General features: G+C 67.8%; 26 protein-coding genes. 20 read left to right on the top strand and 6 right to left on the bottom strand.

Going from position 1 to position 25,586, the window contains the following annotated elements; all coding sequences use genetic code 11:
* Nucleotides 1-7 precede the first annotated feature (7 nt).
* The 4 genes from OOZ63_RS22860 to OOZ63_RS22845 are packed head-to-tail and all read right to left on the bottom strand — an operon-like array spanning nucleotide 8 to nucleotide 4,977.
* Nucleotides 8-1,120, bottom strand: a complete 1,113-nt coding sequence (locus tag OOZ63_RS22860; RefSeq protein WP_266007938.1) for a TIGR03364 family FAD-dependent oxidoreductase — start codon at nucleotides 1,118-1,120, stop codon at nucleotides 8-10.
* A gap of 13 nt (nucleotides 1,121-1,133) precedes the next feature.
* Nucleotides 1,134-2,846 (bottom strand): putative 2-aminoethylphosphonate ABC transporter permease subunit, encoded by a 1,713-nt coding sequence (locus OOZ63_RS22855; protein WP_266007937.1) that lies wholly within the window; start codon nucleotides 2,844-2,846, stop codon nucleotides 1,134-1,136.
* Nucleotides 2,843-3,922 (bottom strand): ABC transporter ATP-binding protein, encoded by a 1,080-nt coding sequence (locus OOZ63_RS22850; RefSeq protein ID WP_266007936.1) that lies wholly within the window; start codon nucleotides 3,920-3,922, stop codon nucleotides 2,843-2,845. Before OOZ63_RS22850 ends, OOZ63_RS22855 begins: the two co-directional genes overlap by 4 nt.
* A 14-nt stretch (nucleotides 3,923-3,936) precedes the next feature.
* Nucleotides 3,937-4,977: a putative 2-aminoethylphosphonate ABC transporter substrate-binding protein gene (locus OOZ63_RS22845; RefSeq protein WP_266007935.1), complete on the bottom strand. Its 1,041-nt coding sequence runs from the start codon at nucleotides 4,975-4,977 to the stop codon at nucleotides 3,937-3,939.
* Nucleotides 4,978-5,159: 182 nt separating this feature from the next.
* Between OOZ63_RS22845 and OOZ63_RS22840 the strand changes: the two genes are divergently transcribed.
* The 13 genes from OOZ63_RS22840 to OOZ63_RS22780 all read left to right on the top strand — a co-directional run bounded on the left by OOZ63_RS22840 (nucleotide 5,160) and on the right by OOZ63_RS22780 (nucleotide 17,473).
* A complete protein-coding gene (locus tag OOZ63_RS22840) occupies nucleotides 5,160-6,029 on the top strand; it encodes a LysR substrate-binding domain-containing protein (RefSeq protein WP_266007934.1) in 870 nt (289 codons plus the stop codon).
* A gap of 109 nt (nucleotides 6,030-6,138) precedes the next feature.
* On the top strand, nucleotides 6,139-8,478 hold the full coding sequence (locus tag OOZ63_RS22835; protein ID WP_266007933.1) for a LamG-like jellyroll fold domain-containing protein: 2,340 nt from the start codon (nucleotides 6,139-6,141) through the stop codon (nucleotides 8,476-8,478).
* A gap of 37 nt (nucleotides 8,479-8,515) precedes the next feature.
* Complete coding sequence (locus tag OOZ63_RS22830; protein ID WP_266007932.1) at nucleotides 8,516-9,250, top strand: PEP-CTERM sorting domain-containing protein; 735 nt, start codon at nucleotides 8,516-8,518, stop codon at nucleotides 9,248-9,250.
* Between the two features lie 108 nt (nucleotides 9,251-9,358).
* The gene (locus OOZ63_RS22825; protein WP_266007931.1) at nucleotides 9,359-9,931 is read left to right on the top strand and encodes a GGDEF domain-containing protein; all 573 of its coding nucleotides are present in this window, start codon (nucleotides 9,359-9,361) and stop codon (nucleotides 9,929-9,931) included.
* A gap of 57 nt (nucleotides 9,932-9,988) precedes the next feature.
* Nucleotides 9,989-11,128: an MFS transporter gene (locus tag OOZ63_RS22820; RefSeq protein WP_266007930.1), complete on the top strand. Its 1,140-nt coding sequence runs from the start codon at nucleotides 9,989-9,991 to the stop codon at nucleotides 11,126-11,128.
* Nucleotides 11,129-11,224: 96 nt separating this feature from the next.
* Complete coding sequence (locus OOZ63_RS22815; protein WP_266007929.1) at nucleotides 11,225-12,271, top strand: SPFH domain-containing protein; 1,047 nt, start codon at nucleotides 11,225-11,227, stop codon at nucleotides 12,269-12,271.
* Between the two features lies 1 nt (nucleotide 12,272).
* The gene (locus OOZ63_RS22810) at nucleotides 12,273-13,916 is read left to right on the top strand and encodes a DUF4178 domain-containing protein (RefSeq protein ID WP_266007928.1); all 1,644 of its coding nucleotides are present in this window, start codon (nucleotides 12,273-12,275) and stop codon (nucleotides 13,914-13,916) included.
* Nucleotides 13,917-13,980: 64 nt separating this feature from the next.
* Entirely contained in the window at nucleotides 13,981-14,202 is a 222-nt protein-coding gene (locus tag OOZ63_RS22805) for a DUF350 domain-containing protein (protein WP_266007927.1), read from the top strand.
* An 88-nt stretch (nucleotides 14,203-14,290) separates the two neighbouring features.
* A complete protein-coding gene (locus OOZ63_RS22800) occupies nucleotides 14,291-14,842 on the top strand; it encodes a hypothetical protein (protein ID WP_266007926.1) in 552 nt (183 codons plus the stop codon).
* Nucleotides 14,843-15,032: 190 nt separating this feature from the next.
* Nucleotides 15,033-15,269 (top strand): DUF3303 domain-containing protein, encoded by a 237-nt coding sequence (locus OOZ63_RS22795; RefSeq protein ID WP_266007925.1) that lies wholly within the window; start codon nucleotides 15,033-15,035, stop codon nucleotides 15,267-15,269.
* Nucleotides 15,270-15,289: 20 nt separating this feature from the next.
* Complete coding sequence (locus OOZ63_RS22790) at nucleotides 15,290-15,829, top strand: hypothetical protein (protein WP_266007924.1); 540 nt, start codon at nucleotides 15,290-15,292, stop codon at nucleotides 15,827-15,829.
* Nucleotides 15,830-16,047: 218 nt separating this feature from the next.
* A complete protein-coding gene (locus OOZ63_RS22785; RefSeq protein ID WP_266007923.1) occupies nucleotides 16,048-16,581 on the top strand; it encodes a GNAT family N-acetyltransferase in 534 nt (177 codons plus the stop codon).
* A 10-nt stretch (nucleotides 16,582-16,591) separates the two neighbouring features.
* Nucleotides 16,592-17,473: an alpha/beta hydrolase gene (locus OOZ63_RS22780; protein ID WP_266007922.1), complete on the top strand. Its 882-nt coding sequence runs from the start codon at nucleotides 16,592-16,594 to the stop codon at nucleotides 17,471-17,473.
* 33 nt (nucleotides 17,474-17,506) lie between these two features.
* Here OOZ63_RS22780 and OOZ63_RS22775 read toward each other — a convergent pair whose 3' ends face one another.
* Nucleotides 17,507-18,184: a nitroreductase family protein gene (locus OOZ63_RS22775; protein ID WP_266007921.1), complete on the bottom strand. Its 678-nt coding sequence runs from the start codon at nucleotides 18,182-18,184 to the stop codon at nucleotides 17,507-17,509.
* A 146-nt stretch (nucleotides 18,185-18,330) separates the two neighbouring features.
* Here OOZ63_RS22775 and OOZ63_RS22770 point away from each other — a divergent pair, with 146 nt between their 5' ends.
* The 7 genes from OOZ63_RS22770 to torT all read left to right on the top strand — a co-directional run bounded on the left by OOZ63_RS22770 (nucleotide 18,331) and on the right by torT (nucleotide 25,228).
* The gene (locus tag OOZ63_RS22770) at nucleotides 18,331-18,702 is read left to right on the top strand and encodes a VOC family protein (RefSeq protein ID WP_266007920.1); all 372 of its coding nucleotides are present in this window, start codon (nucleotides 18,331-18,333) and stop codon (nucleotides 18,700-18,702) included.
* A gap of 21 nt (nucleotides 18,703-18,723) precedes the next feature.
* On the top strand, nucleotides 18,724-19,491 hold the full coding sequence (locus OOZ63_RS22765; RefSeq protein WP_266007919.1) for a hypothetical protein: 768 nt from the start codon (nucleotides 18,724-18,726) through the stop codon (nucleotides 19,489-19,491).
* Nucleotides 19,492-19,570: 79 nt separating this feature from the next.
* Nucleotides 19,571-19,984 (top strand): PA2779 family protein, encoded by a 414-nt coding sequence (locus OOZ63_RS22760; protein WP_266007918.1) that lies wholly within the window; start codon nucleotides 19,571-19,573, stop codon nucleotides 19,982-19,984.
* The gene (locus OOZ63_RS22755; RefSeq protein ID WP_266007917.1) at nucleotides 19,981-20,976 is read left to right on the top strand and encodes a PA2778 family cysteine peptidase; all 996 of its coding nucleotides are present in this window, start codon (nucleotides 19,981-19,983) and stop codon (nucleotides 20,974-20,976) included. The genes OOZ63_RS22760 and OOZ63_RS22755 overlap by 4 nt, the downstream gene beginning before the upstream one ends.
* 40 nt (nucleotides 20,977-21,016) lie before the next feature.
* On the top strand, nucleotides 21,017-22,594 hold the full coding sequence (locus OOZ63_RS22750; protein ID WP_266007916.1) for a polyamine aminopropyltransferase: 1,578 nt from the start codon (nucleotides 21,017-21,019) through the stop codon (nucleotides 22,592-22,594).
* A gap of 2 nt (nucleotides 22,595-22,596) precedes the next feature.
* Nucleotides 22,597-24,186, top strand: a complete 1,590-nt coding sequence (locus tag OOZ63_RS22745; protein WP_266007915.1) for a flavin monoamine oxidase family protein — start codon at nucleotides 22,597-22,599, stop codon at nucleotides 24,184-24,186.
* Nucleotide 24,187: 1 nt separating this feature from the next.
* Nucleotides 24,188-25,228, top strand: coding sequence for a TMAO reductase system periplasmic protein TorT (gene torT / locus OOZ63_RS22740; RefSeq protein ID WP_266007914.1), 1,041 nt, complete (start codon nucleotides 24,188-24,190; stop codon nucleotides 25,226-25,228).
* On the opposite strand, the gene OOZ63_RS22735 is transcribed toward torT, so the two are convergent.
* Nucleotides 25,214-25,585 (bottom strand): S-adenosylmethionine decarboxylase family protein, encoded by a 372-nt coding sequence (locus OOZ63_RS22735; RefSeq protein WP_266007913.1) that lies wholly within the window; start codon nucleotides 25,583-25,585, stop codon nucleotides 25,214-25,216. The two genes, torT and OOZ63_RS22735, sit on opposite strands and share 15 nt — an antisense overlap.
* Between the last annotated feature and the right edge of the window lies 1 nt (nucleotide 25,586).

Genomic DNA, 25,586 nt, shown 5'->3' with positions numbered 1-25,586 from the left:
ACTTTGCTCACCAGGCCGCGAACACCTCTTCGGCCAGGCCGAAGGCGGTGCTGGCGCCGGTGCCGCTGGTGACGGTGACCGCCCGGGTGGCAGCGTCGGGCGCCAGCACGAGGCAGGGCTCGTGGCTCGACGAGGGGTAGGTTCCGACCCAGCGCTCGATCACCGTGGCCTCGCTCAGGCGCAGCGCTGCGCGCAGTTGACGCAGGATCAGCGCGTCGACCTCCTCCAGCGCAAAGGGCGGCAGCACCGGCCCGTAATGATGCGAGTCGCCCACCACCAGCGAGCCATCGGCGCTTTGCACGACGATCAGATGGATGCCGTGCGCCAGGCTGGCTCCCTCTTCCGCCAGCAGCCGCTCGCGCAACGTCTGCGCCTCGGGCAGGGCCGCATAGCCCTCGTAGCGCACCAGGCTCAAATCACCCATCACCGAGCCTTCCAGCCGGAAGCCGGCCTGCGGTCGCACACGCAGCATCTGCAGCTGGCACAGGCGCAAGTCATGCGGCTGCCACAGCGGCGCGAACAGGCCGTTCAGCTCGGCGCCCCCACAGACAATGACGCGCTCGGCGCGATAGACGCCGCGAGAAGTGTGCACCTCGGGCGTGGCCACCGCCAGCACCGCCTCGCCGAAGCGGAACTGCACGCCATGAGTCTCGGCCAGCCAGGCCGCCAGCTTCGGGATCGCGCTGCGCGACTCGACCCGCAGCTCATGCGGGCTGTAGAGCACCGACTGAAGGCCTTCGGTTCTCAGCCCGGCAAAGCGGGCCGCGGCTGCGGCCGGGCTCAGCAGCTCGCAGCCCTGTGCCATCTCGGTGGCCATGAAGGCCTCCAGCACCCCCCCCGCTTCGCTGCGCTGCGCCGATAGCCACAGGCCGCGATGCACGACATCGATGCCGGCCTGCGGCGCCAACTCGGCCCAGACATCGCGCGAGCGCCTGGCCCGAGCCCAGCTGGCACCGGCCTGCTGGCCGGTCACAGTGACGAAACCGAAGTTGCGGATCGAGGCACCGATGCAGGCCGCGTCGCGCTCCATCACCAGGACTTTGAGCCCACGCCGGGCCGCCTCATAAGCATGAGCCAGGCCGACGATGCCCGCGCCCACCACCAACACATCCACTGTCATTGTTTGCAGTCTCTTATGCAGCACGCCAGCGCTGCGTCTTTTGAATCAGCAGCCGTTCCAGGCCCGCCAGCAACAGGCGGCCGAGCGCGGCGCTGAGGAAGATCAGGCAGGCCATCGCGGCCGCCGGGGCGATGTCGCCGGCGTCGTCCATCGCCAGTACGGCCACCGAGGCCAATGTGGTTTCCGGCGAGTAGAGGAAGACGACGGCTGAGACCGTGGTCAGCGCGTTCACGAAGAAGTAGCCGGCCACCTGGATCAGAGTGGGCAGCAGCACCGGCAGGTGCACGCGCCACAATGTCTTCCAGAACGGCACGCCCAGCGATTCGGCCACCAGCTCGTACTCACGATCGAGTTGGCGCAAGGCGGTCAACTGAGTGATATGGGCGACCGAGAAAAAATGCGCCACCGTGCACAGCACCAGGATGGCCATGCCGCCATAGATGAAGTGCAGGGGGTTCCACGCGGCGTTGAAGAACAGGATGTAGCCCAGGCCCAGGGCCAGACCCGGCACCGCCATCGGCAGGCTGGCAAACGCATTGAGCAGGCCGCGTGCGGCGGCAAAGCGGCGCGGCTTTTCGACCAGATAGGCCGTCAAAAAGCTCAGACCCGCGCCCAACACCGCGGTCGCGCAGGCCAGCTTGATCGAGTTGCCATAGCTGGCCCAGCCGCCACCGTCCATCATGTCGAAGTTGTAATTGGCCAGGGTGGGCTGCAGCTTGTAGGGCCAGTAGGTCGCCAGAGAGGCAAACAGCGCCACGCCCATCACCAGCACGAGTACGCCGGCGATCAGGCCGCAATACAGCAGCAGCGCCCGGTCCAGCGGCTTGCAGGGGCTGGGCCGGTAGGGCACGGCGCGCACGCTCAAGGCGGCCGACTGGCGCGCGCGCAGGCGCTGCTCGACCCAGAAGGCCAGCCCGGCCGGCAAGAGCAGCAGCAAGGCCACGACCGCGCCCATCTGCAGTTGCTGCTGGCCGATCACCTGCTTGTAGATATCGGTGGCGAGCACCTGCGTGTTGCCGCCGATGACCTTGGGTACGCCGAAATCGGTGATCACCAGCACGAAAACCACCACATAGGAGATCAGCAGGCCGTACCGGCTGGCCGGCAGGGTCACGGTGCGGAAAATACGCCAGCGGCTCGCGCCTAGGCTGGCCGCGGCCTCGTAAAGCCGCGCATCACCGCTGGCCAGCGCGGTGCACAGGATCAAGAGCGCATGCGGAAAGGTCCACAGCACCGAGCCGGCGACGATGCCGAAAGGACCGTAGGCCGGGCCCAGACCGAGCACAGCCAACCAGTCCTTCAGCAGGCCCTGGTTGCCGAACAGATAGATCAGGCTGATGGCCATCAGCAGCGACGGCGCCAGCAGCGGCACCAGCGCGATCGCACGCAGCAGGCGCCGCCCGGGCATGCAGCTGTGCATCAGCGCAAAAGCATACCCATAGGCCAGCGTGACGCAGATCGCCGCGCTGACGGCCGACAGCCACAGGCTGTTGCCCAGCGAGGCCAGCACATTCGGGCCGCGCGCGTAGGCGATGAAATTGGCCAGTCCGACAAAGGATCCATCGGCCCCATAAAAACTCAGCGCCAGCAAAGCAGCCACCGGCAGCGCCACCGCCACGGCCAGCACCACCAGCGACAGGCCCAGCAGGCCGCCTAGCGCGCGGGCCTCACCCCGCTGCGCGCCCACCCTGGGTAGCAGCAGAGGCTGCGGCAACACGACGCTCATGCGGCCACCCGCATCGACAAGGGGGTGTCCAGCGCGCTGACCGCCTGCGGCGGCAACTCCACCCACAGCGGGCCCCCATTCAGCCAGGCCGGCAGATGGGCGTCGCCCTCGGTGGCCAGCTGCAGCTCCAGTTGCACGTCCAGTGCCTCGCAGCGCAGGCGCAGCAGGCTGCAATGGCCCAGAAACATGGCCTCGACGAGGCTGACCGGAAGGCGGTGGGGCCCGGCCTGGCCGTGCAGCCGCAGGGACTCGGGTCGCAGGCCCAGAAGTACCGGGCTGCCGGTCTTGTAGCGGGCGAAGCTAGCACTGGCGCAGGCCAGCTCGGCCGTGCCGACGCGGGCCCGGCCGGCGCCGGTCACCAGACCCGGCAACAAGTTCATTTTGCCGACAAAGCCGGCGACGAAAGGCGTGGCCGGTGCTGCATAAAGCTGCTGCGGGCTGCCCTGCTGCTCGATCTGGCCTTGATGCATCACGACGACGCGGTCGGCCATCGACAACGCCTCGTCCTGGTCGTGCGTGACCATGATGGTCGTGATGCCCAGGCGCTGCTGCAGGCGGCGGATCTCGGCGCGCAGGCCCTGGCGCACCTGAGCGTCCAGCGCCGACAGCGGCTCGTCCAGCAGCAGCAGCGGCGGCCGGGGCGCCAGTGCGCGCGCCAGCGCGACCCGCTGCTGTTGGCCGCCGCTGAGCTGGGCCGGGAACTTGTTGGCCTTGTCGGCCAGGCCGACAAGTTCCAGCAACTCGGCGACGCGGGCCGCGCGCTCGCCTCGCGTGGCCCGCTGCAGCCCGTAGGCCACGTTGTCGGCCAGACTCAGATTGGGGAACAGCGCATAGGACTGGAACACCACGCCAAAGCGCCGCTGCGCGGACGGCCAGGCCGTGATGTCCTGGCCGTTGAGGATGACGCTGCCGCTGTCCGCCGCTTCGATGCCGCATATCAGACGCAGCAAGGTGGTCTTGCCGCAGCCGGAGGGCCCGAGCAGGCTGATGAACTCGCCGGCGGCGACATCCAGATCGATGCCGCGCAGCACCGGCTGCGTGCCATAGCGTTTGTTCAGATGGCGCAGCGACAGCATGGCGGCTCCTTTACTTACTTCTTTTCCGCTTTGGCTTCGTAGCGGCGCGCCCACTCGTTCAGGATGCGCTCGCGGTTAGCGGCGGCCCAGCCGAAGTCGTTCTTGGCCAGCATCTGCTCCAGATTGGCCGGCACATGCTCCATCTTCTGCTGTGCCTCGGGCAGGGCCAGAATCGCGAAGTTCGCGCCATAAAGCTCGTTGGCCTTGCGAGTCACGGCCCAGTCGGCCAGGGCCTTGGCGGCCTCGGGCTTCTTGCTGGTCTTCAGAATGGCTGTGGCTTCCAGGTCCCAGCCCAAGCCCTCCTTCGGGAACACGATGTCGATCGGGGCGCCGTCCTTCTTGGTCTTGTTGGCGCGGTACTCGAAGGACAGACCCACCGGGAACTCGCCGGCGCCGGCCTGGCGGCAGGGCTTGGAGCCGCTATGGGTGTACACGCCGATGTTCTGGTGCAGCGCGTCCATGAATGCCCAGCCCTTGTCCTCGCCCATCATCTGCAGCCATGCTGAAACCATCAAATAGCCGGTGCCGCTGGAGGCGGGGTGCGGCATCGTCACCGTGCCCTTGTAGACCGGCTGGGTCAGGTCGGCCCAGGAAGCCGGCTTGGGCAGCTTGCGCTTGTCGGCCTCGACGGTGTTGAAGCAAACGGCCGAAGACCACAGGTCCATGCCCACCCAGGTCGGCTGGGCGCGCGGATCGCGCATATTGGCGCGCACCTTCTCCAGGCCCTTAGGCGCATAGGCCTGCAGCATGCCTTCCTTGTCCAGCAGCATCAGCGAGGTGGCAGCCAGACCCCAGATCACATCGGCCTGAGGATTTGCCTTCTCGGCCAGCAAACGGGCGGTGACGATGCCGGTGCTGTCGCGCACGAACTTCAGCTCGATCGCCGGGTGGTCCTGCTCGAATGCCTGCTTGTAGGCCTTGATCTGGTCGGCCTCCAGCGCCGAGTACACCAGCAGCTCGGTCTTGCCCTGAGCCTGGGCCGCGCCGGCGGCCAGCAGGGTCGACAAGGCGGCCAGGCTCAGCAGGCCGGCACGACGGGTGAAGGAGTTTTTCATAGCGTTCCTGGGTGCGAAGAAGGAGTGAAGGGAAGCAACGGACTGCACTCTAGATTTCAAATATGTAAAGAACATGTCACACGGACCAAGCGCGGCAAAGCCCGCATTGGCGGATTTACGTCGCGGACTTGACGCTAGTTCGACATCAATTCGTCATCAAGGACGACTACCCTCGCCCGTCCATGCTCACCGCCCAACTGAAGGCCTTTTTCACCGTCGCCCGGCTTGGCAGCGTCACATTGGCCAGCAGACAGCTGGGCATCAGCCAGCCTACGGTCACAACCCAGATCCGCGCGCTTGAAGAGCACTACGGGCTGGAGCTCTTCCGCCGCAACTCCGGCCGCCTGACGATCAGCGATGCTGGCGTCGAACTGCTGCCCATGGTCGAAGGCCTGCTGCAGCAGGAAAGCCAGATCGAGTTTGCGCTGCGCAACCAGGCCGAGCTACGCCAGGGCAGCCTTCGCATCGGCGCCACCGCGCCCTACTACATGCTGGACTTGGTGCAGCGCTTTCAGAACCGCTATCCGGGCATCGAGCTGAGCCTACACATCGGCAACTCGCGCCAGATGGTGGATGCGCTGCGTGAGTACCGCGTCGATCTGGCGGCCTCCTCCCATCCGGTGCGCGACGCCCGCCTGCTGTGCTGGAAGCTCGGCGAGGATCCGCTGGTGCTGGTGCTGCGCAGCGACCATGCGCTGGCGCGCCGGACCGACGTCAGCGCGCAGGACCTGGCCCCGTGCCGGCTGCTGCTGCGCGAGGGCGGCTCTATGACACGCCAGCTCGGCGAGGAGATGCTGCAGTTGGCCGGCGTGCGGCCGGCACAGGTGATGGAGATCGGCAGCCGCGAGGCGCTGCGCGAGGCCATCGTGCGCGGCATGGGCGTCAGCCTGGTGGCCCGCCACGAGGTACCCCACCATCCCGAGCTGCGCGTGCTGCCGCTGCGCGGCGAAGCGCCGATGGTGGCCGAGTACCTCTATGTATTGAAGGAGCGCCGTCAGATGCGGCTGATCGAGGCCTTCTTGTCGACCGCCGATCTGCCTCCGCGGCTGTGAGGCCGCAAATCCGCCAATACCGACATCGCGCCGCTTGCGCCATTTGACATCGAGAAGGCACGGACGCTTTTTAGTCTTGACAGGCCTTCAACACCTGTCGGGAGAACCCGTGTCAAGACCACTGATCAACACCCTCGCTGCGGCCCTGCTGTCGGCCGGCCTGCTGGCCGCGCTGCCGTCCCGGGCGGATGACCTGATCCCTTATCTGCATGCACCGACCGAGAGCTCGACCTGGATCAGCTGGAAGTCCAGCAAGAACAGGAACGCGCCCGCCCGTGTCGAGTACGGCCTCAATCCCAAGCAGCTCGACCAGGTCGCGGTCGGAACGCTGGAGGACCTGAGCCAGTCGCCCGAGATCGTGCGCCAGTGCAGCAAGCCCAGCGGCACCTACTACTACAACCGCGTCAAGCTCAGCGGCCTGAAGCCCGCCACGCCCTACTACTACCGCGTCGTCAGCGGCGATGAGAAGTCGCCGGTGTTCCGCATGCGCAGTCAGCCCGAGGCCGGTGCGGCGCGTGGCCACTTCCGCGTGCTGGTGATCGGCGACCACCAGTTCACCAGCAACACTAGCCGCGACTACGAGGCCTTGCTGGCGCTGGCCCGGGCCAAGGTGCAGGAGCTCTACGGCGGGCGCTTCGAGGATCAGATCAATCTGATGCTCAATCTCGGCGACCAGGTCGACAACGGGGTGCTGTGCCAGTACGAGGACATCCACTTCAAGCAGGCCCGCAGCGTCATCTCCAACATCCCGACCATCACTGCCGTCGGCAACCACGAGTACTACGACGACCCCGAGCTCAAGCTCTACAACGCCCATTTCAAGTCCTATGAGGACGTGCCTTACCAGGGCTTGCTGTCCAAGCGCCCGGTCGCCGAGGCGGCCTTCCAGGTCGGCAATGTGCTGTTCGTGCAGGCCGATTCCAACAAGGCAAGCGCCGACCAGCGCGACTGGCTGGGCCGCATCACCGAGGCAGCCAGGAACGATCCCGGCGTCGCCTGGGTGATAGGCACGACCCACCACCCCATCGTCTCCGAGCAGTACCCCTCGGATGGCAGCACCTTTGTGCGCGACAGCGTCGCGCCCACGCTGGCCGCCAGCGACAAGCTGGCTCTCTATCTGAGCGCCCACTCCAACGGCATCTATGCGCGCGGTGCGCTGCGCGAGCAGCCGGTGCACCACCTGATCTCGGGCGGCGCGGCCTGGGGCCAGTTCTGGGGCGACACCGCTGGCCAGACCGACTACGAGGATGTGCAGAAGACGCTGGAGGCCCAGACCTTCCAGATCATCGACATCGACCAGGAGCGCCGCACGATGACGGTGCAGACCTGGTCGATCGGCAACGAGCGCTCGCGCGCCCAGGCCGGCCTGGTGGACCGCTTCGTGCGCCGTCTCGACGGCCAGGCTCCGCGCCAGCCTGCCGTCACCGAGGTGGCCGAGCGCATCACCCTGCCGCATAGCTTCGGCAGCAGCGAGTTCAGCGGCGAAGACCGCTTCAACAGCATCGAGTACCAGATCGCCCGCGAGCCGGACTTCGCCGAGGTGCTGCGCTCGGTCAAGCGCGACCATGAGAATGTGTTCCTGTCCTCGGGCTCGCCGCTGTACCGGCCGATAGACCAGAACGCCGGCAGCGACGTGACGCGCTGGACCCTGGGCGTCGACGATCTGTTCGCCGACACCCGCTACTACATCCGCGTCCGTCACCGCGACCAGAACCTGCTGTGGTCGCCCTGGTCCGAGCCGCAGCGCTTTGTGGCCAGCAACGGCCGCGCGCCGCTGCCCTTCCAGCCGCTGGCCTATCTGCCGCTGCGCGGCGACCTCGCCGATGTGATGGGCAACTTCAGCAGCCTGGGCTGCGGCGCCCAGCTCACGAGCGAGGACGGCGGCTATCTGGACACCACGGCCGGCCTGCTGCTGCTCAACCGCGGCGCCAGTAACGCGGCCTGCAATAAGGCCGGCAGCATCGCCGAGCTGGGCCTACCGGGCACGGAGCTGACGGTATCGGCCTGGGTGCGCTTCAATGCCTTTACCCGCTGGGGCGGCCTGATCGGCGCTTTCCAGGACAACGGCAGCTACGAGCGCGGCTGGCTGCTGGGCTACGAGAACCAGCTGGCCACCCTGGCCCTGACCAGCGGCACCACGATGAGCTATTTCTCACCGCCGGCCGCCACGCTGACGGTCGGCGAGTGGGTGCACCTGGCCGGTGTCTACAACGGCAGCCTGATGCGGCTCTATGTTCAGGGCCGCCTGGTCGGTAGCAGCAGTGATCGCAAGGGCGCCATTCCCTACCCGCCCAGCGGCTGGTTGCAACTCGGTGCCTACAAGGACGACAACGAGCACTTCCCCCACAAGGGAGGGCTGCGCGAGGCCGCCATCTGGGGACGTGCGCTGCTGGCCTCCGAGATAGCCGAGCTGGCCAAGGGCACGCCGGCCAATGCCCTGCCCCGCTGATCTTTCTTCCTTTTCATCAATTCAAGCACCATCGATCATGAACAAGACCTTGTTGAAAGCCCTGCCCGCCCTGCTGCTGGGCCTGGCCAGCCTGGCCGCCCAGGCGGAGCTGCTGGACATCCGCATGAACGGCCAGCTCGGGGCGCACAGCCAGGGCGCAGCCCAGGCCGCGCCCGGCAGCTTCGCCGGCGCCGTCGCCCCCGGCGCCGAGTTCAGCCTGCAGCTGCGCATCGACAGCGCGGCGCTGGGCGAGAACCTCGAATGGGAAGATCATGTGCAGCTCTATGAGGGCGGCTTTGTGCAGGCCGCCACGCTGACGGTCGGCGGCGTCAGCCATCACTTTGATCTGAGCAGCGGTTTCGCAAGCCTCAAGCTCGACCGCAAGGCCTACTACCCCGGCGAGCTGGGCGGTCGCGGCCAGCCGGCCAGCAGTGAGCAGGACGGGCTAATGCTGGGATGGCGCGACGGCGCTGGCGAGGATCGCGTCTCACTGAGCTTTGTGCTGCCGGACCTGTTCCAGAACCTGCCCTTCGACATCGCCACCTGGCAGGGAAGTTACAGCGCCACCGCCATGCTGCCGCCCAACGCACAGGGCAACTGGGACTATGGCAGCTTCCAGCTCGGCGCCGGCCTGCAGCAGAGCGCCGGCTACTTCCGCGCCGAGGGCCTGACGGTCAGCGTCGTGCCGGAGCCGGCAAGCTACGCCCTGCTGCTGGGCGGTGTGGCCCTACTGGGTGGCCTGGCGCGACGGCGCGGCCATTCGGGCCTTTGACTGTGCAATGAGCCCCGGGGGGCGCTGAGCGCGCTCCCCAGGGTAATGGAGCATGCCGCAGGCCCGCAGCGCTCACTAGCATGGTGCATCGCCACCCCGGAGCACCTGATGACTGTTGTACATGCCGACCTGAGGGCCCTGCCCGGTGTACTGGACCGCAAGGCGCTGATGCAGGCGCTGGAGTCCTCGGCCCAAGCCTCGCGGGCCTCAGGCCACTCGCTGGCCGTGCTGACCCTGGATATCGATCACTTCAAGAGCTACCAAGACGAGCAGGGCCAAGCCAGCGCCGAACAGGTGCTGACGCAGCTGGCCATGCTCTTGCAGCAGTTGCAGCCCGCCGGCGCCAGCCTGGCCTATCTGGGCGCCGATGAGTTCGTGCTGATACTGCCGGACACCGATATTGCCGCCGCCGCCGCACTGGCCGAGAAGCTGCGCGAGCGCATCGCCAGTGCGCTGGCTCAGCTGGGCGGCCAGCCGCCACTGAGCGCCACCATCGGCGTGGCCGCCAGCCCACCCAAGCAGGACTGGAACGCCAGCACCCTGCTGGCGCTGGCCGATTCGCGCATGACCTTCGCGAAGCGGCGCCTGCTGCCGCACCACAACCTGGTCTGGGCCGGCACCATTCCCTCGGACTGGTGCCTGCGCCTGGAAGTCGAACCGGGAGTCTGGCCAACGCTCTGAGGACGCGTGCGAGCTGTGGACGACGGCGCTCGCCGGCTTGCCTAGAATCAAGCCGCGATGCGCCCCCTGCCCCTGATCATCATCCTGCTGGTTCTGAACCATGTCGCCTTCAACGGCAGCCGCATCGCGGTGGCGCTGTTCGCGATCAAGCAGGGGGCGTCGACGCTGACGGTGGGCAGCCTGATGGCCATGTATGCGCTGCTGCCGGCGCTGACCTCGGTGGCGGCAGGGCGCTGGATCGATCGCTCGGGCATCACTCGGCCGATGCTGATCGGCACCATAGGGGTGGGCCTAGGCACGCTGCTGCCCTTTCTGATGCCCCAGCTCGCCACGCTTTATGTGACCAGCGTGCTGGTGGGCTTGTCCTTCATGCTGCTCAATGTCTCGGTCTACCACGCGGTGGGCGAGATGAGCGCCCCCGAGGAGCGCACGGTCAATTTCAGCTATGTCGCTTTAGGCTTCTCGACCTCGACCTTTGTCGCGCCGATGCTGACCGGCATCTCGATCGACGCGCTGGGCTACCGCGCCTGCTTCCTGATCCTGGCACTGTTCACGGTGCTGCCGCTGCTGGCGCTTTGGGGCCGCCTGCTGCCCGAGATCACGCTGCGCGAGAAGCATGACCTGACCCCGCCCGGGCCGGTGTTCGATCTGCTGCGCGAGCCGGAGCTGCGCCGCCTCTTCATCGCGATGGCCATCCTGACCGTGGGCTGGGACATCTACAACTTCGCCATCCCCGTCTACGGTGCGCAGATTGGACTGACGCCCTCGCAGATCGGCATCGTGATGGGCGCCTTCGCGGCCGCCACCTTCGCGGTGCGCCTGGCCATGCCCTTCATCGTCAACCGCATCCAGCCCTGGCCGCTACTGGTGGCCTCGCTGCTGGTGGCCGGCCTGGCTTATCTGGCCGTGCCCTTCACTGACAGTGTCGGCGTGCTGATGGCGATTACCTTCCTGTTGGGCCTGGGCCTCGGCGCCCCGCAACCGATGGTGCTGACCCTGCTGCACCAATCGGCCCCCGAGGGCCGGGCCGCCGAGGCCCTGGGCCTGCGTACCACGCTGATCAACACCAGCCAGACCGTGATGCCTCTGGTGTTCGGTGCGATGGGCGCGGCGCTGGGCATTGCGCCGCTGTTCTGGGGCATGGCGGCGGCCATGCTGGGCGGCAGCCTGTTCTCGCGCAGCAAGCACAAAAGCTGAGGCCTCCTTCCCCCGCAGGTGGGGCAGACGCCTGCCTGGCGCTGATGGATACTCACGGCGCGGGCGCGGTGCCCGTTCGTTACGGGGAGCACGACCATGGGCCTGATGGATTTCATCAAGAAACAGTTCATCGACATCCTGCAATGGACCGAAGATGACGAAACCACGCTGGCCTGGCGCTTTCCGATGGCCGAGATGGAAATCCAGTACGGCGCCTCGCTGACGGTGCGCGAGTCGCAGATGGCCGTCTTCGTCAACGAGGGCAAGGTGGCCGATGTATTCGGCCCCGGCATGTACAAGCTCAGCACCCAGACCCTGCCGGTGCTGACCTATCTGAAGAACTGGGACAAGCTGTTCGAGTCGCCGTTCAAGAGCGATGTCTATTTCTTCAGCACCCGCCAGCGCATCGACCGGCGCTGGGGCACGACCCAGCCGGTGACTATCCGCGACAAGGACTTCGGCGCGGTGCGCGTTCGCGCATTCGGCAACTACGCCTACCGCATCACCGACCCCAAGCTGTTTCACACCGAGATCTCGGGCACGCGCGAGCGCTACTCGGTCGAGGACCTGGACGGCCAGTTGCGCGGCCTGATGCTGCAGCACATCAGCGATGCGGTGGCGCAAAGCGGCATCCCCTTCCTGGACCTGGCGGCCAACCAGATCGAGTTTGCCAAGGCCTTGATGGAGGCCACCGCGCCCTCGTTCACCGCCCTGGGCCTGAAGTTGGAGAGCGTGACCCTGCAGAACGTCTCGCTGCCCGAGGAGCTGCAGAAGATCCTCGACCAGAAAATCGGCATGGGCATGATCGGCCAGAACATGGGCCAGTTCATGCAGTACCAGGCCGCGCAATCGCTGCCCAAGATGGCCGAGGGCAATGCCTCCGGCGGCGGCAGTGTGGCGGGTGACGCGATGGGTCTGGGGGCAGGTCTTGCGATGGGCCAGGTGCTGGCCCAGCAGCTGAGCCAGGGCCTGGCCGGCGCCGGCGCGTCAGCAGCGCCAGCGCCGGCAGCGAGCGCCCCCGTGCAAAGCGCCGAAGAGATCATGGCCCTGCTGGAAAAGCTCGGCGATCTGAAGGCCAAGGGCATATTGACCGACGAAGAGTTCGCCGCGAAGAAGGCCGAGCTACTGAAGAAGCTCGGCTGAATTGGCCTCTTCAGGCACACCCCAACGCCGCTGGCAGGCGGCCTGCCCCAATTGCGGCGCGCCGGTCGAGTTCGCCAGTGCCGCCTCGGCCAGCGCGGTCTGCGGCTTTTGCCGCAGCACCCTGCTGCGCGAGGGCGAGAGCCTGCGCAAGATCGGCGCGAGCGCCGAGCTGTTCGACGACTTTTCGCCGCTGCAGCTGGGTGCGGCCGGCCGCTATGCCGGCGCCGCCTTCAGCCTCGTCGGTCGGCTGCAGCTGAGCTATGCCGAGGGCAGCTGGAACGAGTGGCATGCGCTGTTCGACAACGGCCGTAGTGCTTGGTTGTCGGAGGACAACGGCAGCTATGTGCTGGGCTTCGAGGCGCCGCCGCCGGCCGGCCTGCCACAAGCCCATGAGCTGGTGCTGGGCGCTCAGCTGCTGCTGGCTGGCCAGGCCTGGACCGTCAGTACGCTGACCCTGGCGCGCCAGGCCGCTGCCCAGGGCGAGCTGCCGCATGCGCCGCTGGCCGATGCGCAGCGCCAGTTCCTGGTGGCCGAGCTGCGCAACAACAGCGCCGACGAGGTGGCCAGCCTGGAGTACAGCGGCCCGCCCGGCAGCGCGCCGAACTGGTCGCTGGGCCGGCCGGTGCGGCTGGCCGAATTGGCGATGAGCGGGTTGCGCGAGGACGCGCAGGGCGAGGCCATCAGCAGCAAGACCCTCATCGGCAAGACTTGCGAATGCCCCAGTTGCGGCGCCGCGCTGGCGCCCAAGCTCGACAGCAGCCAGAGCATCGTCTGCGCGCAATGCCACGCGGTGGTCGACATTTCCAAGGGCCTCGGGCAAGACCTGGCCCACTACACGCAGCAGGCCAACACACTGGAGCCGCTGATCTCGCTGGGCCGCAGCGGCACGTTGGCGCTCGTCGCCGGCGGCCCGGCGCTGCCCTGGCAGGTGGTCGGCTATCTGGAGCGCTGCGACCTGCCCGCGGCGGACAGCGAGGACGAGCAGAGCTTCTGGCGCGAATACCTGCTCTACAACCGCAGCGAGGGCTTTGCCTTTCTGGTCGACACCAACGAAGGCTGGAGCTTGGTGCGGCCGCTGACCGGCGCGCCCAAGGGCGGCGGCAACAACACGGTCGAGTGGCAGGGCCGGCGCTTCAAGGCCTTGTACGGGGGCGAGTCCTATGCGGCCCAGATCACCTATGTGCTGGGCGAGTTCTACTGGCAGCTGCGGCGCGGCGAGCGCGCCCAGATCACCGATTACGAGTGGAGGGGCGAAGGCCGGGTCGAGCTGCTGTCGCGCGAGCAGACCGGCAGCAAGGGAAGCACCCAGGAGATCACTTGGAGCCATGGCCGCAAGCTCGATGCCGCCGAGGTCGCCCGTGCCTTCAAGCTGGCGATCAGCACCGCCGCGCTGACCCGCGACGCGGCGCCCTCCAGCGGCCACGGCCTGGTGTTCAAGGTCTTGCTGACCCTGTTCATCCTCTTCATCCTGGTGATGCTGATGCGCGGCTGCAGCCAGGACGATTGCCAGAGCTACAAGCAGAGCTTCGGCGAAGCCAGCAACGAATACCGCGAATGCCAGCGCCGCGCCAGCGGCAGCGGCGTGCGCCTGGGCACCGGAGGCGGATCCTACGGCGGCTACAGCGGCGGGGGCGGGCACAAATAGGCCGGCAAGACCTGCCCCCACCCACCACGACCTATCAGTCAATGAAACGACAAGGAGAACTGAAATGGAAATCGAATGGCTCAAACCGGCGGTGCTGCTGGGCTCGGTGCTCTATGCGGTGATCGGCGTGCTGGTGTTCTGGATCAGCTTTGTCATCGTCGACAAGCTGACCCCCTACAAGCTCTGGGAAGAAATCGTCGAGCACAAGAACCTGGCCCTGGCCATCGTGATCGGCGCCAAGTGCATCGCGATCGGGATGATTGTGGCGGCGGCGATTAAGGGGTAAGCGAGGCGGGGGCGGGGGCCGAGCTTGCGAGCCGCCGTCGCGATGAGGGTGAGAGAGAAGAAAAATGCATGGGGGAGAAACTGAGGCAATGAACTCTTTTGATTTGGCGCGGCCCGGGCTGCGTGCCCACAAACATCACCGGGTCGGGCCAAGCCAGGGACGCTGGCTTGCGCTACTGGTCCTGCTACCCCTGCTGGCGTCCTGCGGCGGCGGCGGTGGTGACTGCCAGATAACGCCAGCCGACTTCGACGCAAGCTACGAGCCCAAGAAGGCCCGGGAGGTGAGCGTTCCCCGCGATGTACTGACCTACCGGTTGGGCAAGGCCAAGGAGTGGCGACTCAAGGTCGAGGGCTATACCCAGGCCTGCCTGGGCGGGCTGCGGGCGAGCTTGCACCCCTCCACGCCGGCCTTGCCCCATGGCATCGAACTGGACACCGCCAGCGGCGCGCTGAGGACCACCGGCATGGCCGTGCATGCGGAGGGCGATTGCGTAGGCGACCACCGAGGCTCGCACCAGCGGCGCTGCCCCGATGGCACGACGTTCCGGGCCCGCTACTACGCCGTGGTGATCAGGACGGACCACTTCGTCGAGGCGATTCCGGTGTTGGTGTCGTTTGAGCCGGACGATTGGAAACCATGAAGGACGGCCACCTCGTCGTGAGCGGAACTATGTTTGCCGAGATCCTCTTCTTTTCGATAGAGTTTTGATATGGCGGAAAAGGCTGCTCCGAAGAAGCGAGGTGTCCCGCTCCCGCCGATCCAAGCCGACAGCTCCGTCTGCGCAATCATCGGCGACTGAGTTGGGCACCTTAAATCGCAAGGAGAGAGTCTTGAAGAAATACATGGTGGTCGAAAACTTCAAGCCCGGCTTGATGGAAGAGAACTACGAGATCTACAACGCCAAAGGCCGTCAGTTTCCCGATGGCTTGTACTATTTGAATTCATGGGTCAACGCCGAGAAGAACATCTGCTTCCAGCTGATGGAATCTAATGACGAAGCCTTGTTCCAGGAGTGGTTCAAGAAGTGGGAGCAGTTCGTCGACTTTGAGCTGTATCCCATTGACTAGGACGGCGGCACCAGCACGCCATGACCAAGATCGCCTTACTGGTTGCTCTTCTGAGCTCCCTGGTCCCTGCCCTGGCCGGCACCCTACCGACGCTACGATCCTGGGCCGACTGCAACATCGACAAATACCAGCGCTATGCGCAGGCGCAGGCGCAGTGGCAGGAGCGGCTCGCAGCGCTGGTGACAGCGACCGCGCCCGAGCACGCGGCCCACTCGGATCAGCTGATGCGCCAGCAGTTGCAGCTTATCGAGCAGTCACAACTGGAGCTGGAGCACCTGGTTCGCCATGAGCCGGCGAGGCTGCACAGCCAGGCGAGCCTGAATACCTGGCTCAGCCCTTTCGACGCGGAGGACCGCCAGTTCCTGGCAGCCCGCAGCCCCCGCTATGCCGAGCTGCTGCGCGTGGGAAAAGCCCACCAGCCGCCTCACTCCCAGGGTGACAAGCTGCACACGTTGATGCGCGAGGACATCATGAAGCGGCCCGACTTCGGCGAATTGCTGCAACAGCATCTGCAGGCCGTAAAGGCGATAGAGGGGATTCAATGCCCCGCTCTGCGCTGAGCCGCCCGCGACTCTTGCCGAATTTCGGCAGCTGATGAAAATCAGCTGCCGTCCTGCTGATCTTCACCTTGGCCCTGCTGATCTCGGCCTGGCTTGGCTTTGCCCCGCTGGAGATGGCCTGCGTGCACTGCAAAAAGGCCGGCCTGCTCTAGTATTGAGCCGCGTGCTGCCAGACCATTCAGCGGGCCGATCACCCGCGACAACCCGAGGCTCCAGGCATGAACACTTCCAGCCTCCGCGGCTTCTCACTACGCCCCATCCGGCCCAATGACGCCCAGGTCTGGACGGCCTACGCCTGCCTCCCAGAGGTCAAGCTGCACACCAGCTCGACGGCCGCCAGCGTCGACGATATCCGGCGCAAGATCGACAAGACCCTGAGCGGCGACGTCGCCGCGCCGATACGCTTGGCCATTGTCAAAGCCGCCGGAGCGGCTGAGTTGGTCGCGCCCGTCGGTTTTCTCACCATCTCCCCGCTCAACGGGACCGCCGAAGTGACTTACGACGTGACCCCGGCCCACTGGCGCCAGAGCATCGCCAGCGCCGCCTGCCGGGCGGCGACGCTGTGGGGCTTTGCGCAGCGCGGCTGGCACCGCATTCAGGCCACATCCGTGCTGCCAAACATCGGCTCGCAAAAAATGCTGGAGCGCTGCGGCTTCCCGCGCGAGGGCCTGCTGCGCAATTTCAGATTGGTGCGAGGCCAGCAGACAGACTTTTGGATGTACGCGGCCATGCCCGGCGACATCAAGACCTGACCCCACGCTCGTGAACAAGCTCCGCCGCGCAGTCCTGCTGCTCCTGATCATCCCCTTGCTTTTTTCCTTGCTCATGGCCTTGCTGAGCCTCTGCGCCGGCGAGCTGCTGAGCCGGCCCGCCCGGGCCGTGGTCGGCGCGGCGCCGGCGGACCTGCTGGCGGAATCGGTGCGGCTGCACGGCGCAGACTCTTCGCAGGTGTCGGGCTGGCTGGCGCGCGGTCGGCCCGGTGGCGGCGCGGTGCTGCTGCTGCATGGCGTGCGCTCGAATCGCCTGCAAATGCTGGCCAGGGCGCGTTTCCTGAAAGCCGCCGGCTACTCGGTGCTGCTGATCGATCTGCCGTCCCATGGCGAGAGCACGGGCGAGCGGATCAGCTTCGGCCTGCGCGAGGCGGACGGCGTGCGCGCGGCCCTGCGGCATCTGCGCAGGGCCCTGCCCGGCGAGCGCATCGGCGTGGTCGCAGTATCGCTGGGTGCCGCATCGCTGCTGTTCGCCAAGGCCGAGCCAGCGCCCGATGCCGTCGTGCTCGAGTCGATGTACGCGACCATCGAAGAGGCGGTGGGCAACCGTCTGGCGATGCGCTTCGGGGTCATGGGCCGGCATCTGGCACCGCTGCTGCTGTGTCAGCTGCCCTGGCGGCTGGGCATCGCTGCCGAGCAGTTGCGTCCGATCACCCTGCTGCCCGGCTTGGCCGCGCCACTGCTGATCGCCTCGGGCACCGAGGACCGGCAGACGCCCATCGAGGAGACGCACCGCCTGTTCGCTGCGGCCTCCGGGCCCAAGACGCTCTGGGAGGTGCAGGGCGCAGCCCATGCCGACCTGCACACCTTCGGTCCTGCGGCTTATGAGGCGCGGCTGCTGGCCTTTCTAGGCTCCCATCTGCAGGGCCGCTGAGCCACCGGCCGGCCAGCATGCCCAATCTCCTGCTCAAAGCCAGCTGCTGATTTGCGCCAGCGGCTTCTTGATGCCGCCATGCACCGGCACCTCGCAGCCCGGCTTCGGATGACCGACCACCAGCAAGATGACGGGCTTCTCGGACTCGGGCCGGCCGCAGAGTTTGCTCAAGAAACCCAGCGGGCTGGGCGTGTGGGTCAGCGTGACCAGGCCGGCCTCATGCAGGGAAGCGATCAGGAAGCCGGTGGCGATGCCCACAGACTCGGGCACGTAGTAATGAGGGTAACGCTCGCCCTGGGCATCAATGCCGTACTTCTGCGCAAAGATCGCGATCAGCAGCGGTGCCTCTTCCAGGAAGGGCTTGTTGGCATCGGTACCCAGCGGCGCCAGCGCCCGCAGCCACTCCTCGGGGGCGCGGCCGTTGTAGAACGTGAACTCCTCTTCCTCGGCCGCTTGGCGGATCTGCGACTTGCGCTGGGGATCGGTGATGACGACGAAATGCCAGGGCTGCTGGTTGGCGCCGGAGGGCGCCGTGCCGGCGGCCAGCAGGCACTGCTCGATCACGGCGCGGTCGACCGGTCGAGCAGCGTCGAAGTCGCGCACCGTACGGCGGCGCAGCAGGTTTTGATAGCTGGCGCGGGCGCGCTCCAGCATGGCGTCGGCGGGCAGTTCGCGGTAGCCCGTCAAGGGCTCCATGACCGGGGCAGGCATTGTGTGCATGGCGGTGCGGCTGGAAGGAGCATGGTGTGGCGCGAGCATAGCGAGGGCGGTGCGTTCGTCAATCGGGCCTCTTGCCGATCGGCGGCCTGTGGCGTGGCAAGATGCCCCACTGTCTGAAGCCAAGGAGCGTAGAAACCATGGAACTCGGTGCGTTCTCCATCAGCCTCGCGGTCAAGGACATCGAGGTCTCGCGCGCCTTCTACGAGAAGCTTGGCTTCAAGACCTGGGGCGGAGATGCGTCCCAGAACTGGCTGATCCTGAAGAACGGCGAGCATGTGATCGGCCTGTTTCAGGGCATGTTCGAGAGGAATATGCTGACCTTCAACCCGGGCTGGACCCAGCAAGCCGACCCGCTCCAGAGCTTCACTGATGTGCGCGAACTGCAGCGCCAGTTGAAGGCCCAGGGCCTGGTGCTGCTGAGCGAGGCCGACGAGGCCAGCAGCGGCCCGGCCAGCTTTGTCGTGATCGACCCGGACGGCAATCCGGTGCTGGTCGATCAGCACGTGTAGGGCGCAGCGATACTCGCGCCCGTGCTCGCCCTTAAGCTCCTCCTCGTCCCGACCTTTCTGCTGCTCGTCTCGCTGGCCAGCCAGCGCTGGGGCGCCCAGGTGGCCGGCTGGCTGGCCGGGCTTCCGGTGGTAGCCGGTCCTATATTGGCTTTTATCGCGCTGGAGCAGGGCCCAGCCTTTGCCGCCGCTGCGGCGGCCACGGCGGCGGCCGCCCTGCTCGCCTCGGTCTCGTTCAGCATTACCTATGCCCGTGCCGCCGATGCCACCCATGGCCGGGCTTGGCCCGGCGCGCTGAGTCGGGCCCTGTTGGCCTGGTTGATCGTTGCCGCGCCACTGAGCTTGCTGCCGCCCCATCCGCTGCTCGGTCTGGCTATTGCGCTGGTCACCCTCTTGCTGGCGCCGCGCCTGTTCCCGCCGCCCCGGCCGCTGGATGCGCCTGTGCGCCTGGGGCCCGGCGAGATCGGCCTGCGCATGGCGGCAGGCGCTGCGCTGACCCTGGGCGCGAGCGGCGCGGCCGGTGCGCTGGGCAGCCAATGGAGCGGCATGTTGGCCGTGTTTCCGATGCTGGGCAGCACGCTGGCGGTGTTCTCGCACCGCGCTCAGGGAGGCGCCTACGCGGCTACCTTGCTGCGTGCGATGGTGACCGGGCTCTATTCGCTGGCAGCCTTTTGCGTGGCCCTGGCCCTGCTGCTCGATCGCCTGGCCATGCCGCTGGCCTTCGCGCTGGCCACGGCCCTGTGCTTGGCGGTGCAGATCGCCACCCGCAAGGGCGGCACGAGCCGGCACTGATCAAGGTCACAAGCTGTAAATCGGCGCAGAATCGGAAGTGCGCCACGCCTACACTGCGCGCTCACCTGAGGTCCCCGCCATGAAGACATTGATGCGCCGTCTGATCGCTTCCACGCTGATTGTTTCCTGCTCTCTGATGAGCTTGTCCGCGCAGGCCGTCATCGTGCCGACCGAGGCCTTGCTGCCGACTGAAGCGACCACCGTCGCCGGCACCGCGCAGCCGGCCGAGGCCGCGCGCGCCCGCGTCGGCGACTTCCTGGCCCGCGACGATGTGCGCCAGGCACTGATGGTCCAGGGCGTCAATGCCGAGGCCGCCCAGGCCCGCGTCGCCGCACTGTCGGACACGGAGGTTGCCGAACTGGCCGGCCGCATCGACAGCGCCCCGGCCGGCGGCGAGGTGCTGGGCCTGCTGTTCACCGTCTTCGTGATCCTGTTGGTGACCGACATCCTGGGCCTGACCAAGGTCTTCCCCTTCACCCGCTCGGTCCGATGACGTCGGGCCTCGGCCCTCGCCCGTCCAGCCCCGCTCTTGCGGGGTTTTGTTTTCTTGCGGCCCTCTTGCTACTGCTGGGCGGGTGCGCGACGCCGCCCCAGGCTCAGCGCCTGAGCCTGCAATGGCCCGCCTACCTGCCAGCCCAGGCCCTGCTGAGTGAGCAGCCCTTTTTCGCGCAGGAGGACTATGAATGCGGCCCGGCCGCGCTGGCCATGCTGCTGCAGGCAGCCGGCGTGCCGGCTACGCCCGAGCAGTTGGTCCCTCAGGTCTATCTGCCTGGCCGCCAGGGCTCACTGCAGCAGGAACTGCTGGCCGCCGGCCGGCGCCACGGCCTGCTCACCGTCCGATTGGCACCGCGCCTGGACGTGCTGCTGCAGGAGGTGGCCGCCGGACATCCGGTGCTGGTGTTCCAGAATCTCTCGCTACCCGTCTATCCGGTCTGGCATTACGCGGTACTGATCGGCTTCGACCGCGAACGCGGCCTGCTGACCCTGCATTCGGGCCGCACGCAAAACCTGCAGATGTCGATCGCGACCTTCGAGCGCACCTGGGAGCGCGGCGGCCACTGGGCCATGCTGGCCCTGCCACCGGCCCGGCTGCCGGCCACCGCCCATGCCGAGCCCCTGGCCGGCGCGATCGCGGCGCTGGAGCGCGTCGATCCCCGTGCCGCCGCCCAGGCCTATGCCGGCGCGCTGCAGCGCTGGCCTTCGCAGCCGGCCCTGCTGCTGGGCGCCGGCAACAGCGCCTATGCCGGCGGCGATCTGGCGGGCGCGGCCTCGGCCTATCGCCACGCGGTGCAGGTCCGGCCCGAACTGGCCGATGCCTGGAACAATCTGGCCCAGGTGCTGCTGGAGCAGGGTCAGCATGAGCAGGCCCGCCAGGCGGTGACGCGGGCGGTGCAGCTGGGTGGCGCGCGCCTGCCGCTGTATCTGGAGCTGCAACGCAAGCTGCTGGGTCCGCATGAGGCCGAGCCCGGAACCCGCATAGACTGAGCGCCGCTGCAATCGGCAGCCCTTCTCCGCAGCGCCCTCCATGCCTCTTACCGAACCGGCGCAAGCCGGCAACGCCGCCACGACCCGCATCTCGGTCGCCGAGCTGCTGCTGTTGGCCAGTGTCTTCGTCGTCGCCGCCTGCGGCCTGGTCTATGAGCTGGCGGCCGGCGCCCTGGCCAGCTATCTGCTGGGCGACTCGGTGCTGCAGTTCTCCACCATCATTGGCACCTATCTGTTCGCGATGGGTGTGGGCTCCTGGCTGAGCCGCTATGTCGAGCGCCAGCTGGTCGCGCAATTCCTGAAGATTGAGCTGCTGGTGGGCGTGATCGGCGGGCTGATGCCGGCCGGGCTCTTCATCGTCCACAGCCTGCTGCCGCCGGCCGAGCTGGCGGCCTTTCGCACCCTGCTCTATGCGCTGGTGCTGCTGGTCGGGGCCCTGGTGGGACTGGAGATCCCGCTGGTGATGCGCATCCTGAAGGACCAGTTCAGCCAGCGCTATGTGCTGCGCGACCTGGTCTCCCAGGTGCTGACCTTCGACTATCTGGGCGCGCTGCTGGTGGCCCTGGCCTTCCCGCTGGTGCTGGTGCCCCAGCTCGGGCTGATACGCACCGGCATCGCCTTCGGCCTGCTCAATGTGGCCGTGGCCGTCTGGGCGCTGTGGCTGTTCCGCGCCCAGCTGCGTGCGTTCAGGGCCCATGCGCTGGCCTGCGCGCTGGCGGTGCTGCTGCTGGTGGCCGCGCTGCTGGGCGCCGAGGGCCTGACGACCTGGGCCGAAGACCGCTTCTACGGCGAGCACATCGTGCTGAAGGAGAGCAGCGACTACCAGCGCATTGTCGTGACCCAGGGCAATGCCGGCACGCGGCTGTTCCTGAACGGCAATCTGCAGTTCCACTCGCGCGACGAGTACCGCTACCACGAGGCCCTGGTGCACCCGGCGATGGCCGGCCACGGCGCGCCGAAGCGCGTGCTGGTGCTGGGCGGCGGCGACGGCATGGCGGTGCGAGAGGTGCTGCGCTACCCCTCGGTTGAGAACGTCACGCTGGTCGAACTGGATCCGCATATGACGCGGCTGTTCTCGACCCTGCCGCTGCTGCGCCGGCTCAACGCCGATGCGCTGCAAAGCCCCAAGCTGAGCATCGTCAACACCGATGCCTTCGGCTGGCTGGAGCAGTCGCGCGAGATCTTCGACGTCATCATCATCGACTTCCCCGACCCCAGCAATTTCGCGCTGGGCAAGCTCTACACCAGCAGCTTCTACCAGCTGGTGGACCAGCACCTGGCGGCCTCGGGCTATGCGGTGGTGCAGTCCACCTCGCCGCTGATCGCGCGGCGCAGCTTCTGGACCGTGGTGAGCACGATGGAGTCCGCCGGCCTGGTCACCACGCCCTACCACGCCCATGTGCCCAGCTTCGGCGAGTGGGGCTTCATCCTGGCCGGCCGCCGGCCCTGGGCCCCGCCGCGCACACTGCCCGAGGGCCTGCGCTTTCTCAGCGTAGAGGGCCTGCCGGCGCTGACCCAGTTCCCGCCCGATATGGCGCGTGTGCCCACCGAGGTCAACCGCCTGTCCAACCAGATCCTGGTGCATGAGTTCGAGCAGGAGTGGGGGCGGGTGCATTGACGATGCAGCGCCGTGAACTGATGCTGGCCGCCGGGCTCGCGGGCACGGCCTGGCTGGCCGGCTGCCGGGCCGATCCGGCGCCGCTGCAAGGCGGCTGGGTCGGCGCCACGCCGGCACGCGGACACCGGCTGCGCCAAGCCTTGACCGAGATCCCGGCGGCGGGCCAGGGCCCGCTGCGCAAGACCTCGGTGCTGGTGGTCGGTGCCGGGGTGTCAGGCCTTGCCTGCGCCCGCGCCCTGGTCAAGGCGGGCATCGATGAGGTGACCCTGCTGGAGCTGGAGGACGGCGCCGGCGGCAATAGCCGCGGCCACCGCATGGCCGGCATGGCCTGCCCGCTGGGCGCCCATTACCTGCCGCTGCCGGGGCCCGAGGCCCCCGAGGTGGCCGAGCTGCTGCACGAGCTGGGCCTGGCCCGGCACGAGTTGGGCCGCACCGTCTATGACGAGCGCCATCTCTGCCACAGCCCGCAGGAGCGGCTGTTCTTCGAAGGCCAGTGGCACGAGGGCCTGCTGCCCCCGGCCGGCGATGCGGCCACGCTGGACCAGTACCGGCGTTTCGGCCGCCTGGTCGACGCGGCGCGGCGCGAGCTGGGCTTTGCGATGCCCAGCAGCCGCGCGCGCTGGACGGCCGGCCATGTGGCGCTGGACGGCCAGACCTTCGCGGCCTGGCTCGATGCCCAGGGTCTGAACGCCGCGAGCCTGCGCTGGTATCTGGACTACTGCTGCCGCGACGACTATGGCGCGCCCAGCGCCGAGGTCTCGGCCTGGGCCGGTCTGCACTACTTCGCCAGCCGCCACGGCTTCAATGCCCCGGGCGATCGGGACGGCGAACGCGAGGCGGTGCTGACCTGGCCCGAGGGCAATGCCTGGCTGACCGAGCGCATGGCCGGCGCGCTAGGACCGCAGCGTCTACAGACCGGCCGCACGGTGCTGCGTATCCGCCCGGAGCGGCACGGCATCGAGCTGCTGGCCTGGAACGAGGCCGCCGATGCACCGGAGCGCTGGCAGGCCGGCCATGTGGTGCTGGCCGTCCCGCTCTTCATCGCCCACCGCCTACTGAGCAGCGCCCCGCCCGCGCTGCAGGCCGCCGCCGCCCGCCAGCAACACGCCGCCTGGCTGGTGGCCAATCTGCAGCTCAAAGGCCCGCTGCTGGACCGCCTCGGTGTGGGTCCGGCCTGGGACAGCGTGGTCTATGGCAGCCAGGCGCTGGGCTATGTCGATGCGATGCACCAGCAGACCCGCCCTCACCCCGGCCCCACCGTCTTGAGCGCCTACTGGGCCCTGCCGCGCGCTCAGCGCGGCGCGCTCTTGCAGGACGACTGGCAGGGCTGGGCCCGGCGCGTGATCGCCGAGCTGCAGACCACCCATCCCGACCTGGGCGAGCAGCTGTTGCGCGTCGACCTGGCGCGCTGGGGCCACGCGATGAGCATCCCGCTGCCCGGTGTCCGCGGCGACCCGGCGCTGGCCGCGCTGCGCGGGCCGCAGACCGGCCGGCTGCATTTCGCGCACAGCGATCTGGCCGGCTATTCGGTATTCGAGGAGGCGTACACGCAGGGGGTCACGGTCGCCCGTCGGCTTGTGGCAAGCTTGTGAGATGACGCGCTGGCTTGCCACCTTGTTCTTGACGCTGATCCTGGCGCTGCCGGCCGCCGCCCAGAGCTATGAGGTCGTGGCCGACGGCCGGCGCATCAACTACGGCATGATGGAACGCGCCAGCCAGCCCTGGCGCATCTGCGCGCTGCTGCCGCACGGCAAGGACCGCTACTGGTGGGGCGTGTCCTGGGGGCTGGCCGAGCAGGCCAAGACCCTGGGCGTGCAGCTGGGCATCTACCAGGCCAATAGCTATGCCGATCTGCCGCTGCAGAAGAAGCAATGGGCCGACTGCCGCGCGCTCGGTGCCCAGGCCTACATCCTGGCGGCCATCAGCGCCGACGGGCTCAGCGAGGAGATTGCCCAGGCCCTGGCCGAGAAGCGCCCGGTGATCGATCTGATCAACGGGCTCAGCGCCGAGGTGACGAGCCGGGCCCTGGTCAGTTTCGCCGATATGGCCGCCCAGACCATCGCCCATGTTCTGCGCGACGCCGGCGGGCGCAGCGGCATCAAGCTGGCCTGGTTTCCCGGGCCGGCCGACGCGGTCTGGGTGCAGGACGGCGAACGCGGCCTGATGGACGCGCTCAGCGGCAAGCCGGTAGAGCTGCGCCTGGGCGGGCGCGGGCCTACCGACACCAAGACCCAGAGCACGCTGGTGCGCGAGCATCTGGAGCGCGCCGGCATGCCCGATTACATCGTCGGCAATGCGGTGGCCATTGAGTTTGCCGCCCGGCTGGTGGCGCAGCGTCCGCCGCCCCGGCCCAAGCTGCTGGCCTACTACGCCAGCGCCGAGGTGGTGGACCGCATCGCCAGCGGCGAGGTGCTGGCCGCGCCGACCGACCAGCCGGTGCTGCTGGCCCGCCTCAGCCTGGATCTGGCGGTACGCGCGCTGCAGGGCCAGCGCGTGCCCAAGAGGGTCAGTCCCACCATCCTGATGCTGGACAGGCAAAGCCTGCCCTCGGTCGATATGAGCCGCCTGCTGGCCCCCAAGGGCCAATGGCTGGTGCAGCAGCCGCTGGCGCCGCCGGCCTCACCCGCGCGCTAGCGACTGGCGCAGCACGCTGGCCGGCCGGAACGCGGCGATCAGCGCCGCCATCAGCGCCTCGGCCTTGGCGCTGTTGTCCCGCCCCAGATTGCAGACATACACATCCAGCGTGACCCCGCACAGCTCGGGCCAGGTGTGGATGGCCAGATGCGACTCGGCCAGCAGCACGACGCCGGTGATGCCGCTTTGTTCCTGCCCCGGCGCGGGGCTGAATCGATGGAAGAGCTCGGCCACCGCGCCCAGGCCGGCGGCGGCCACGGCCGCGATGCACAGCGCGCCCAAGGCCTCGCAGTCCTGCATCAGCGGCTGGCCGGCGGCGCAGCCGCGCAGGTCGGCCGTCAGGTGCAAACCTTGCACG

The sequence above is a fragment of the Paucibacter sp. PLA-PC-4 genome, assembly GCF_026241155.1.
In the GTDB taxonomy this organism is placed as follows: Bacteria; Pseudomonadota; Gammaproteobacteria; order Burkholderiales; family Burkholderiaceae_C; genus Roseateles_E.
The sequence above is the reverse complement of the archived record's forward strand: the minus strand, read 5'-3'. Positions and strand labels throughout refer to the sequence as shown.

What these genes read in the sequence shown, in the direction of transcription:
- OOZ63_RS22755 (WP_266007917.1), top strand. Translation starts at nt 19,981, where the DNA reads ATGACGTCGGGCCTCGGCCCTCGCCCGTCCAGCCCCGCTCTTGCGGGG.
- torT (WP_266007914.1), top strand. Translation starts at nt 24,188, where the DNA reads ATGACGCGCTGGCTTGCCACCTTGTTCTTGACGCTGATCCTGGCGCTG.
- OOZ63_RS22850 (WP_266007936.1), bottom strand. Translation starts at nt 3,922, where the DNA reads ATGCTGTCGCTGCGCCATCTGAACAAACGCTATGGCACGCAGCCGGTG.
- OOZ63_RS22775 (WP_266007921.1), bottom strand. Translation starts at nt 18,184, where the DNA reads ATGCCTGCCCCGGTCATGGAGCCCTTGACGGGCTACCGCGAACTGCCC.
- OOZ63_RS22815 (WP_266007929.1), top strand. Translation starts at nt 11,225, where the DNA reads ATGGGCCTGATGGATTTCATCAAGAAACAGTTCATCGACATCCTGCAA.
- OOZ63_RS22860 (WP_266007938.1), bottom strand. Translation starts at nt 1,120, where the DNA reads ATGACAGTGGATGTGTTGGTGGTGGGCGCGGGCATCGTCGGCCTGGCT.
- OOZ63_RS22800 (WP_266007926.1), top strand. Translation starts at nt 14,291, where the DNA reads ATGAACTCTTTTGATTTGGCGCGGCCCGGGCTGCGTGCCCACAAACAT.
- OOZ63_RS22790 (WP_266007924.1), top strand. Translation starts at nt 15,290, where the DNA reads ATGACCAAGATCGCCTTACTGGTTGCTCTTCTGAGCTCCCTGGTCCCT.
- OOZ63_RS22750 (WP_266007916.1), top strand. Translation starts at nt 21,017, where the DNA reads ATGCCTCTTACCGAACCGGCGCAAGCCGGCAACGCCGCCACGACCCGC.
- OOZ63_RS22760 (WP_266007918.1), top strand. Translation starts at nt 19,571, where the DNA reads ATGAAGACATTGATGCGCCGTCTGATCGCTTCCACGCTGATTGTTTCC.
- OOZ63_RS22770 (WP_266007920.1), top strand. Translation starts at nt 18,331, where the DNA reads ATGGAACTCGGTGCGTTCTCCATCAGCCTCGCGGTCAAGGACATCGAG.
- OOZ63_RS22820 (WP_266007930.1), top strand. Translation starts at nt 9,989, where the DNA reads ATGCGCCCCCTGCCCCTGATCATCATCCTGCTGGTTCTGAACCATGTC.
- OOZ63_RS22845 (WP_266007935.1), bottom strand. Translation starts at nt 4,977, where the DNA reads ATGAAAAACTCCTTCACCCGTCGTGCCGGCCTGCTGAGCCTGGCCGCC.
- OOZ63_RS22825 (WP_266007931.1), top strand. Translation starts at nt 9,359, where the DNA reads ATGACTGTTGTACATGCCGACCTGAGGGCCCTGCCCGGTGTACTGGAC.
- OOZ63_RS22785 (WP_266007923.1), top strand. Translation starts at nt 16,048, where the DNA reads ATGAACACTTCCAGCCTCCGCGGCTTCTCACTACGCCCCATCCGGCCC.
- OOZ63_RS22840 (WP_266007934.1), top strand. Translation starts at nt 5,160, where the DNA reads ATGCTCACCGCCCAACTGAAGGCCTTTTTCACCGTCGCCCGGCTTGGC.
- OOZ63_RS22805 (WP_266007927.1), top strand. Translation starts at nt 13,981, where the DNA reads ATGGAAATCGAATGGCTCAAACCGGCGGTGCTGCTGGGCTCGGTGCTC.
- OOZ63_RS22745 (WP_266007915.1), top strand. Translation starts at nt 22,597, where the DNA reads ATGCAGCGCCGTGAACTGATGCTGGCCGCCGGGCTCGCGGGCACGGCC.
- OOZ63_RS22830 (WP_266007932.1), top strand. Translation starts at nt 8,516, where the DNA reads ATGAACAAGACCTTGTTGAAAGCCCTGCCCGCCCTGCTGCTGGGCCTG.
- OOZ63_RS22855 (WP_266007937.1), bottom strand. Translation starts at nt 2,846, where the DNA reads ATGAGCGTCGTGTTGCCGCAGCCTCTGCTGCTACCCAGGGTGGGCGCG.